Genomic DNA, 10,038 nt, shown 5'->3' with positions numbered 1-10,038 from the left:
CTGGTCGCGATCCTGATGGAGCGCATCGTCAAGCTGCGCGAACTGGCCGCCCAGGCCGGCCCGCTGGTGCCTGCCGTGGTGCAGAAGCAGCAGCAGCGCTTCCTGGAACGCTGGACCGAAGCGTTGGCCGCGGCCGACAGCAGCACCGGCGGCAACGCCAGCGTGTCGGCAGAGTCGGCCCGCGACCGGGCGCTGAACGAAGCCGCGGCATTCGCGATCCGCATCGACGTGGCCGAAGAACTCTCGCGCCTGAATGCCCACCTGGACGAGATCGAACGCCTGCTCAAAGCCGGTGGCGAGCTGGGCAAACGGCTGGACTTCCTGATCCAGGAACTGCACCGCGAAGCCAACACGCTGGGCTCGAAATCTGCCGCGCTGGAACTGACCGGCATCTCGGTCGAGATGAAGGTGCTGATCGAGCAGATGAGAGAACAGGTGCAGAACATTGAGTGAGGTTTCGGGGCTGACATAGGCCAACGTCTCGCTACGGGCGTTGTCCCAGCCAGTTGCCCCGCCGGCTCATGGAGGCTGTGATGCCGTGCTCGGCCAACCTGGCTGGCGTGCTGGCTGTCGGTGGTCACCTTGAAGCGCCGCTGGCGAACGCGTTGCAGTGCCGCCTCCCAGCTCTTCTCCAACTGTGCCGCAATCAGCCGCTTGTCTGGATCGCACGCGGCATATCGTCGCTCGGCAAGCCCGGCCTCACGGCGCGCCTGCTGCAGTTCGAGGTCCCCAGATGCGTTGCTGATCGGCCTGAGATTCCATGTGCCTCCGTTGCGCTTCCAGGGCTGCGTCGATCGAGAGCGGCTCGGCAACACGCAACAGCTCATGCGTGATCGCTGCATCGGGGCGGCGACCGGCGAACATGAAGCAGCGCGGCATGGCGAGCGCGAAGTTGGGCCAATCACAGCGGTAGACCGCCTGCGGAATCCGGCCGGCATACGCCACCGTCAACCATCGCCCGCAGTGACCGCAGCACAACATGCCTGCGAGCAAGGCCTGCCGACCACGGCCTGACTTTTACACCATCCGCTCGGCTGTAGGCATTGGCAGCGAGCTGCTTCTGGTCGCGCTCAAACTCCGCCCAGCCGACGTAGGCTTCGTGGTGGCCCTTGAGCACCTTTCCGGCCAAGGTCTTGGTGCCGAGAGCGCAGCCGCGACACATTAGGGGTATTCTCAGAATTTCTCTGGAAATTTCTTGCAACCGTCTTGAGCCCGCTCTATCCTGATCTGACACGCACTTGACACGTCATTGACACGCCGCCGACCCGAGGGCGACACCGACAGAAACACCTGCGCCGCTCCGCAGAACCTGGGTCAGCGCCGTCGGACACCCATGCCAGCGTCGAGTTCTTCGCCAGCCTGGCAGGCAGGCGAAGACCTTGGGCAATGCGGCGGGCTTCCAAATCAACATCGTGCCTTGGCAACACACGCCTGAGCATCCCCCACACGGAGTCTTTTGGTCATGAACAGAACTTTCATGCGACCCGCTGCCATTGCGCTGGCGTTGGCCGCCTCCAGTTCTTGGGTCCACGCCAAGGTGGCCGAGATCGAACCCAACAATCGCTGCGCCGCCGCGCAATCCATCGGAGCCGCGCCCGGCGTGTCGGTGAGCGGAGAGATCATCGCCGGCGATGTGGACTTCTTCCGCGTGACCGCGACACCAGGCAAGCTGCTGCAGGTCAATCTGTCGGCGGCGCTGGGGGGTGGCGGCACGCTGGCAGACAGCATCGTCGGCGTGTTCGACAGCAACTGCCAGCAGATCAGCCAGAACGACTATGCGGGACCGGACATGGACTCGCGTGCGCTGTTCAGGGTACCGGCCGATGGCACCGTCATCTTCGCCGCGGCGGGCTTTCCCGATTTCTCGTTCACCGGCAATCCCAGCGAGCTGGGCACCTATTCGCTGAAGGTGGTCAAGCCGCAACCGCCTTACGTCACCGGCACGGTGAAGGATGCGGTGACCGGCCTCCCGCTGCCCGTGGGCGTCGGTCCCGTCACGCTGCGCCACTGCGACGGTCCAGGCTACGACATCTGCCAGACCGAGCTGATGACGCTGCCCGTGGCCGCCGACGGCAGTTTCGCGCTGTCGCTGTCCGGCATTGACACCGGCTACTACCAGCTCAGCACCTCGCCGACCGGCTACGTCACCACCTACGGCACGCCATTCCACTACGACGGGCCGGACACCGTGTTCAAGGAGGCGCTGAAGGCCAAGCTGGCGCCGGTGAGCGTGACTTCACCGACCAACTGCACCCGGGCCACCGACGGCGGTGACTGCGAGTACACCGTCACGCTCACCAACATCACGGCCAACACGATCGACGCGGACGTGTGGACCATGGTCAGTGCCAACATGAGCGGCGGCCCCTATGGCACCGCGACCTTCATGAGCGGCACGGCGCTTTACACCCCGGCCCACGTGCAACTGGCCCCTGGCGCCTCCACAACCGTCACGCAGTTGCTGCCCATCGCCGGCGCGCCTACCGGCATCCTGAGCCAAGGCACGGTGTATGTGAGCAAGGCCGGCAAGCCGCTGGCCACGCTGGGCCAGCTCTTCTTCGGCTTCACCGTGACGCCCGAGGGCGCCACCGGCATGACGGAGGCGCAGTTCGCCCAGCGCACGCAAGGCCAGGCCTTGCGCATGCAGGCCAGCCGCCAGACCAGGCAGAGCGCGCAGGCCGCCGCTCCGGCGCCCCAGCTCAGCTTCCGCGGCTCGCTGCTGAACGCGGAAACCGGCCAGCCGGTCACCGATCCGGCACCGCCTTACGTCAACCTCTACCTGTGCATGGCCCCTGGCTACGCGCTGTGCACCGGCTACTTGAAGAGCGTGCAGGTCGGGCTGGACGGCAACTTCAGCATGGACATGCGCCGCGCGCCGGCCGGGCGTTACCAGTTCTGGGCCATGGGCATTCCGGGCTTCGACATCGGCTACTCGGCCGCGTTCGATTACGACGGCAAGGCCGCCCCGGCGGCGGTGAACTTCACGGTGCCGCCCAAGCACATAGTGATCGCCAACATCACCGCCTGCAGCAACAGCGACGCACTGCCTGCAGGCAGCAAGTGCAGCTACGGCTTCGACTTGCGCAACACCGGCACGACGACGCGCACCCTGGCGTTCTGGACCTCGGACAACGTGCTGCCCACCGGCTCGCCGAACAACAACACCAGCTTCGCCGTGCCGGGCGACGGTGGCCAGGCGCAAACACTGGTCACGCTGCAGCCGGGCGAGACGCGCCACATCTCCAAGGGGCTGCCGCAGGTCACCAAGCTGCCCGTCGGCGCGCACCTGTACCCGTCGCTGTGGCTGTCCACGCCCGACAAGCCCTTTGAGATCTGGGCCTCCGACTGGGTCCCGACCGTGAACGCCGTGCCGGCCGCAGGTCAGCCCTGAAAACCCGGCCCTCTCAAGCGCGCTGAGCGCGCCCCGCCGGCATGCCAGCATTGGCCGATGACCTGTCAGTCGAGCTCGGGCACAGCTACCGTGAGGGGCGGCCACCACCGCTGGCCAGGCTGGCTGACCCGGATCTCTCAAGCCAAGCCAGGTTCGCTCGATGTTCCACAAGGGGTGCTCGCCAGACAACGCCGCGTGCGAGGGCTTAAACCGCCCACCCGCCCGCCCTGCACGTCGCCGCATCACGTCCACGAATGCTGACCTGTCGTCATCTCGACCTCCAAGCTGGCTTCAGTTCGGCGATCAGGCGGGCGGCGATGGCCATGCGGTGTCGAACGTCGGCGGTCAACGACCGAAGGCTGGCGCGCTAGGGTTCGAACTGCTCTCCAGGCACATGCCCGACCAACCGCAGAAAGGCGTTCAGATCGGCGGACAGGGCGGCACGCCGATCGGTTGAGCCCTCAGTGCCGCCATGGCAATGGCATGGTCAGCTTGCCTTCCAGGAGAGCGCCGACGTAGGCACCACAGTCACGCGATCACGCATCTCCGTGCCCATCCGCCGACCGCCGCGCTGGTTTTTTTCGATCGCTGCGTCTTCGGATCTGTCGGACCATTCAGGCACCTCAGTTCGAAGAAGCGGCGCAGCTTGGCCAGACGACATCGCTCGGCAACGCCAGCTGCTGATGGCCGGTTTGGCTGCCGGTCGCGCGCATGGTCAACATCGTGCGCTCTCGCGTATCACGCGGAATCCTTGTCGGGGACGTTCATCAGCGGCGTGGGTTCGTGTGCCGCGGAGGGCTCGGCGAGCCAGCGCTCCTGCGACGCCCGCAAATGCGTGAACATTGCAGCGGCCGCCGCCTGGGGGTCGCGCGCCTCCAGCGCGTGGTACACGGCTTCGTGTTCCTGCAGCGCGGTGGTCCAGGTGTGCACGTTCTCGGACCGTCCGCGCATGTGCGACGAGATCGGACTGTGGCGACCGTCGAACAGCTCGCCGACCAGCCGCACCAGCACCGAGTTGCCCCCCATCTCGGCGATGCTCAGATGGAAGCGCCGGTCTGCGTCGACCGGTGTGCGCCCGCGTGCGTGCTCGCGTCGCATCGCCCGCAGGCTCTCCGCCACGCGGTCGAGACCGGCACGCGTGGCGCGAGCCGCGGCCAGCGTGATCACGGCGCCTTCGAGTGCGGCGCGCGCCTGCATCAGCTCGATGGCACTTTCGCCGAGCGCCGGCGTGCCGTGCTCGATGGTGGCAGGCGGCGCGCAAACATAGACGCCCGAGCCCATGCGGATCTCGACGCGACCGTCGATTTCAAGCGCGATCAGGGCCTCGCGGAGGGACGGCCGCGAGACGCCCAGTTGCAGCGCGAGTTCGCGCTCCGGCGGCAGCCGCGAACCGACGCTGAACGCGCCGTCCTGGATGACGGCGCGGATCCGGTCGGCCACCTGCTGGTACGACCTGCGCGCATCGACGGTACGGGAAGAGGAAGGCATTCAAAAAGCTTGTGAAAGGAATTGGCCTGACCAGCGGCGGGAAGCGCCGCCACCCGGGCGCAGGCACGACGCGCCTACGCCAGTCTCGCTCACTGCACAGCGGGGCCAGGATGGGGTTTTTACTGGTCAGGCCAATTCGTTTTTGTGGCAAATTGGCTTTACCAATTCTCAAGCCTTCGATTTTTCCTGACCTCGCTGATGTCTTCCCCTGGTTCGTCCGTGCCGCCGCCGCTGCTCCAACTGAGCGGCGTGACAAAGCGCTTCCTCAACGTCACCGCGCTCGCCGGCGTCAGCTTCGACGTCCGGCGCGGCGAGGTCCACGCCGTCTGCGGCGAGAACGGTGCCGGCAAGTCGACGCTGATGAAGGTCATCAGCGGCATGTATGCGCCCGACGAAGGCCAGCTCCGTTTCGAAGGCGAAGAGATGCGCTTCGGCTCTACGCAGGCGGCGCGGGCCAAGGGCATCGTGATGATCCACCAGGAGCTGAACCTGGTGCCGCACTTGGATGTGGCGGAAAACATCTTCCTGGGACGCGAACCGCGGCGGGGACCATTTGTCGACCGCGCCCGGCAACGCGCCGGCGCGCAGGCCTGCCTCGACCGGCTGGGCGTCGCGATCCGGCCCGATGCGCCGGTGGCAAGCCTGTCGGTCGCCCAACAGCAGATGGTCGAGATTGCCAAGGCGCTGTCCATGAACGCCGAGCTGCTGATCATGGACGAGCCGACCTCTTCGCTCACGGACACCGAGACCGCGCAGCTGTTCAAGGTGATCCACGAACTCAAGCGCGCTGGCGTCGGCATCGTCTACATCTCGCACCGGCTGGACGAGATGGCCGAGATCGTCGACCGCGTCACGGTGCTGCGCGACGGTCGCTACGTGGCGACCATGGATCTGGCGGCCACGTCCATCGACGAGATCGTCTCGCTGATGGTCGGCCGCGCCCTCGACGACAAGTTTCCAGCGGCGACACGCCAACGCGGCAGCGAGACCGTGCTGGCGGTGCGCGGCTTGCGCCGCAAGGGCGCGTTCGGCCCCGTCGACTTCGACCTGCGACGCGGCGAGATCCTGGGCTTTGCCGGACTGATCGGCGCCGGGCGCACGGAGGTCGCTCGCGCGGTGTTCGGCGCCGACCCGGTCGATGCCGGAGAGGTGCTGCTGCACGGCCGCAAGCTGGACATCCGCTCGCCCATTGACGCGATCCGCCATGGCATCGCCTACCTGTCCGAAGACCGCAAGGCGCACGGGCTGGCGGTGAAGATGACGGTCGCCCAGAACGTCACGCTGGCCAACATGCGGGCCGTCTCCGGCAACCTTGGCTTCATCCGCTTCGCCGACGAGACGGCTGCGGCGCGCCGCTACATCGAAGCGCTGGGCATCCGCACGCCGTCGGCCGACCAGGTCGCCAGGTTGCTCTCTGGGGGCAACCAGCAGAAGGTGGTCATCGCGAAATGGCTGTTCCGCGATTCCCGCGTCATCTTCTTCGACGAACCCACGCGCGGCATCGACGTGGGCGCCAAGTACGCGATCTACGAACTCATGGACAAGCTCGCCGCAGACGGCATCGGCGTGGTGCTGATCAGCTCGGAGCTGCCGGAGATCCTCGGGCTCACCGACCGGGTCTGCGTCTTCCATGAAGGCTCGCTGACCAAGATCCTGGAAACGCGCGCCACCAGCCAGGAAGAAATCATGCACCACGCCTCCGTGCGTTCGTCGGCAACGGCGGCGCACGCTCCCACGCTCCAGACCACTGCACCATGAACGACAGACAGAAGGATCTCATCCAGAAATTTGCAGCGCTGGCGGGCCTGCTGGTGCTTGTGGTCGTGTTCTCGACCACAAGCAACTCGTTCTTCACGCTTGGCAACGGCATGACCGTCGCGCTGCAGGTCACCTCCATCGTCTATCTCGGCATCGGCGCGACCTACGTGATCCTGACCGGCGGCATCGATCTGTCGGTGGGCTCGATCCTGGCGTTGTCGGGCGTCGTCGCAGCGCTTGCCGTGAAGGCCGGCATGTCAGTGCCGCTGGGCATGACGCTGGGCATCGCGGTGGGCGCACTGTGCGGCGCGATCAACGGGCTGCTGGTGACGCGGCTGAAGCTGCCGCCGTTCATCGCAACGCTGGGCATGATGCTCGTGGCGCGTGGCGTCGCGCTGCAGATCACGGGTGCGCGCGCCATCTCGGGCCTGGGCGACGCCTTCGGCGAGCTCGGCAACGGCTCGCTGTGGCGCGTGGTCAAGCTCGATGCAAGAGGCTTTCCGGACGTGGTCTTCCCCGGCATCCCCTACCCGGTGCTGCTGATGATCGTGCTGGCGGTGATCGCCAGCATCCTGCTGACCCGCACCACGCTGGGCCGCCACATCCACGCGGTGGGCTCCAACGCAGAGGCAGCGCGGCTGTCGGGCGTCAACGTCGGGCGGGTCGTGATGTTCGCCTATGTGGTGTCCGGCGCACTCGCCGGCCTCACCGGCTGCGTCCTGATGTCACGCCTGGTCACCGCGCAGCCCAACGAGGGTGTGATGTACGAGCTTGACGCGATCGCCAGCGCGGTGATCGGTGGCACCTCGCTGATCGGCGGGGTCGGCACGATCTCCGGAACCATGATCGGCTCGTTTGTCATCGGCATCCTGCGCAACGGCTTGAACATGAACGGCGTCTCGGCGTTCACCCAGCAAATCATCATCGGCCTGGTCATTCTTCTGACCGTCTGGATCGACCAGATGCGCAATCGCCGATGACGTTGCCCCGGCCGCAAGGCCTTCTCGAACCGCCCCACCACAACATCGACAGGAGACAGACCATGAACCGCAGACTTCCCCGCTTCCTGCTGCTCGGCTCGCTCGCGCTCGCATCCATTGGCGCTTGCGCCGGCGAGATCGCCGTGATCGTCAAGACCACCAACTCCAACTTCTGGCAGAACGTCAACAAAGGCGCTGACGCCGCGATCAAGGAGGGCAAGGGCCACACCATGACGTTTTCAGGTCCGGCCTCCGAATCGGCCGTGGCCGACGAGGTGAACCTGGTCGAGAACGCCGTCAACCGCAAGGTCGCCGGCATCCTGCTCGCCGCCTCCGACCCCGACGCACTGGTCCCCGCACTCAAGAAGGCCTGGGAAGCCAAGATCCCGGTGGTGTTGATCGACTCGATGGTGTCGGATGCCGGCAAGGCCTACTACCAGTCCTTCCTGGCCACCGACAACAAGGCTGCCGGCGAAATGTGCGCCAAGGAAATGATCGCCAAGGTCGGCACCACCGGCAAGGTCGCCATCATGTCCTACGTCGCAGGTGCCGGCTCCGAGATCGGCCGCGTCGGCGGTTTCAAGGAATACCTCCAGGCGCATTCGAAGCTGCAGGTCGTCGGCCCGTTCTACTCCCAGTCGCAGATGGCGACCGCACTCAACCAGACGACGGACGTGCTGGCCTCCAATGCGGACCTCAAGGGCATCTTCGGCGCCAACGAGCCCACCGCCGTCGGCATGGGCCGCGCGCTGGTGCAAAGCGGCAAGTCCGGCAAGGTCGTCGCCATCGGTTTCGACGGCAACGAGGACCTGCAGAAGTTCGTGCGCGACGGCACGCTCGAGGCCACCGCCGTGCAGAGTTCGTACCAGATGGGCTACCTCGGCGTGAAGACGCTGGCCGACGTGATCGCCGGCAAGCAGGTGCCCAAGTTCCGCGACACCGGCGTGGTGCTGGTGACCCGCGGCAACGTCGACAAGCCCGAAGCAAAGAACGTCCTTTATTGACCCGCAGGTCCGGGCGCGCGCCGCGTGCCCGGACCGGATGCCATCGCCATGCAAGCAAGCGCTCTTCGACCCATTGCCGGCGGCCGCCTCGCACTCAGCGCGCTCGGCCTGGGCACCGCCGCCCTCGCAGGGCTCTACACACCGGTGAGCGCGCACGACGCCGAAGAGACGCTGGCACAGGCCTGGGAGGCCGGGCTGCGCTACTTCGACACCGCGCCGTTCTACGGCTACACGCGAAGCGAGCGGCGGGTCGGCGCCTTTCTGGCCGAACGCCCGCGCGACGCGTTCGTGCTCGGCACCAAGGTCGGTCGGCTGATGCGGCCGGACCCGGGCGTCGCGCCGCTGGACGATGGATGGGCAAATCCGCTGCCATTCCGTCCCGTCTTCGACTACAGCCGCGACGCGATCCTGCGCTCGGTCGAGGACAGCCTGCAGCGCCTGGGACTCGCCCGCATCGACATGCTGCTGGTGCATGACATCGGCCGCATGACCCATGGTGACCGGCACGACAGGCACTGGGAGGCGCTGACCCGCGGCGGCGGCTTCCGCGCGCTGGAGGAACTGCGCGCCGAGGGCCGGGTGGCCGCCATCGGCCTTGGCGTCAATGAGTCTGCGGTGGCGCGCGACGCGATGGGCGAAGTCCATCTGGACTGCACGCTGCTCGCAGGCCGCCACACCTTGCTGGAGCAAGGCGCGCTGGGCTTTCTCGACCAGTGCGCGAAGGCCGGCACCGCGATCATCGTCGGCGGGCCATTCAATTCGGGCCTGCTGGCCGGGCAGGCGAAATTCGACTACGCGGACGCACCGCCGTCCGCGCTCTCTCGCGCGGCAGCGCTGCGCGCAGCCTGCGCAGAATTCGACGTGCCGCTGGAGGCCGCCGCACTCCAGTTCCCGCTGGCGCATCCTGCCGTCGCCGCGGTGCTCTGCGGCATGCGCAGCGCCGAGCAGGTGCGGCAGAACGTCGCCTGGTTCGAACGCGCCATCCCCACGGCCTTGTGGGACGCCCTGCGCGAACGCGGGCTTGTCGACCCGCAGTCGCCCTGCCCCGTCGGGAGCGCCGCATGAAGGTCGACGCGCATCAGCACTTCTGGCGCCTGGCCGATCGCGCCGGCGCCTGGCCGCCGGCGGAACTGCACGCCATCCACCGTGATTTCGGGCCGCAGGACCTCGCGCCGCTGCTGCGCGAGAACGGCATCGACGCGACGGTGCTGGTGCAGTCGCTGCCAACCGCGCAAGACACCGCCTTTCTTCTCGAAACCGCGCGCAACACCGACTTCGTGCGCGGCGTGGTCGGCTGGGCCGACCTGAAGGCCGCCGACGCGGTCCACACCATCGAGGCGCTCGCCGGGGACCCGCTGCTCAAGGGCCTGCGCCCGATGCTGCAGGACCTGCCCGAAGACGACTGGATTGCCGACCC

At 67.0% G+C, this 10,038-nt stretch carries 9 protein-coding genes; 7 read left to right on the top strand and 2 right to left on the bottom strand.

Annotation, left to right across the window (positions count from 1 at the left end; translation table 11 throughout):
• Nucleotides 1-453 (top strand): endoribonuclease YicC domain-containing protein (locus FKP22_RS11600; RefSeq protein WP_141287654.1); only part of this gene is annotated, 453 nt, incomplete at its 5' end.
• Between the two features lie 246 nt (nucleotides 454-699).
• Here FKP22_RS11600 and FKP22_RS11595 read toward each other — a convergent pair.
• A complete protein-coding gene (locus FKP22_RS11595; protein WP_141287653.1) occupies nucleotides 700-951 on the bottom strand; it encodes a hypothetical protein in 252 nt (83 codons plus the stop codon).
• A gap of 511 nt (nucleotides 952-1,462) precedes the next feature.
• On the opposite strand from FKP22_RS11595, the gene FKP22_RS11590 reads away from it, so the two are divergent.
• Nucleotides 1,463-3,391: a hypothetical protein gene (locus FKP22_RS11590; RefSeq protein ID WP_141287652.1), complete on the top strand. Its 1,929-nt coding sequence runs from the start codon at nucleotides 1,463-1,465 to the stop codon at nucleotides 3,389-3,391.
• A 738-nt stretch (nucleotides 3,392-4,129) separates the two neighbouring features.
• Here FKP22_RS11590 and FKP22_RS11585 read toward each other — a convergent pair.
• Nucleotides 4,130-4,879 (bottom strand): FadR/GntR family transcriptional regulator, encoded by a 750-nt coding sequence (locus tag FKP22_RS11585; protein WP_141287651.1) that lies wholly within the window; start codon nucleotides 4,877-4,879, stop codon nucleotides 4,130-4,132.
• A gap of 198 nt (nucleotides 4,880-5,077) precedes the next feature.
• On the opposite strand from FKP22_RS11585, the gene FKP22_RS11580 reads away from it, so the two are divergent.
• From FKP22_RS11580 to FKP22_RS11560, 5 genes are all read left to right on the top strand, one after another.
• Nucleotides 5,078-6,637: a sugar ABC transporter ATP-binding protein gene (locus FKP22_RS11580; protein ID WP_141287650.1), complete on the top strand. Its 1,560-nt coding sequence runs from the start codon at nucleotides 5,078-5,080 to the stop codon at nucleotides 6,635-6,637.
• Nucleotides 6,634-7,617: an ABC transporter permease gene (locus FKP22_RS11575; protein ID WP_141287649.1), complete on the top strand. Its 984-nt coding sequence runs from the start codon at nucleotides 6,634-6,636 to the stop codon at nucleotides 7,615-7,617. The genes FKP22_RS11580 and FKP22_RS11575 overlap by 4 nt, the downstream gene beginning before the upstream one ends.
• A 62-nt stretch (nucleotides 7,618-7,679) precedes the next feature.
• Nucleotides 7,680-8,621, top strand: a complete 942-nt coding sequence (locus FKP22_RS11570) for an ABC transporter substrate-binding protein (protein ID WP_141287648.1) — start codon at nucleotides 7,680-7,682, stop codon at nucleotides 8,619-8,621.
• A 48-nt stretch (nucleotides 8,622-8,669) separates the two neighbouring features.
• Complete coding sequence (locus tag FKP22_RS11565) at nucleotides 8,670-9,686, top strand: aldo/keto reductase (protein WP_141287647.1); 1,017 nt, start codon at nucleotides 8,670-8,672, stop codon at nucleotides 9,684-9,686.
• Nucleotides 9,683-10,038: amidohydrolase family protein (locus tag FKP22_RS11560; RefSeq protein ID WP_141287646.1), on the top strand; the 356-nt coding region annotated here is incomplete at its 3' end. The genes FKP22_RS11565 and FKP22_RS11560, both read left to right, overlap by 4 nt.

The organism is Ideonella azotifigens (assembly GCF_006519715.1).
In the GTDB taxonomy this organism is placed as follows: Bacteria; Pseudomonadota; Gammaproteobacteria; order Burkholderiales; family Burkholderiaceae_C; genus Ideonella; species Ideonella azotifigens.
Note: the sequence above shows the minus strand (reverse complement) of the source record. Positions and strands in the feature narration are given on the sequence as shown.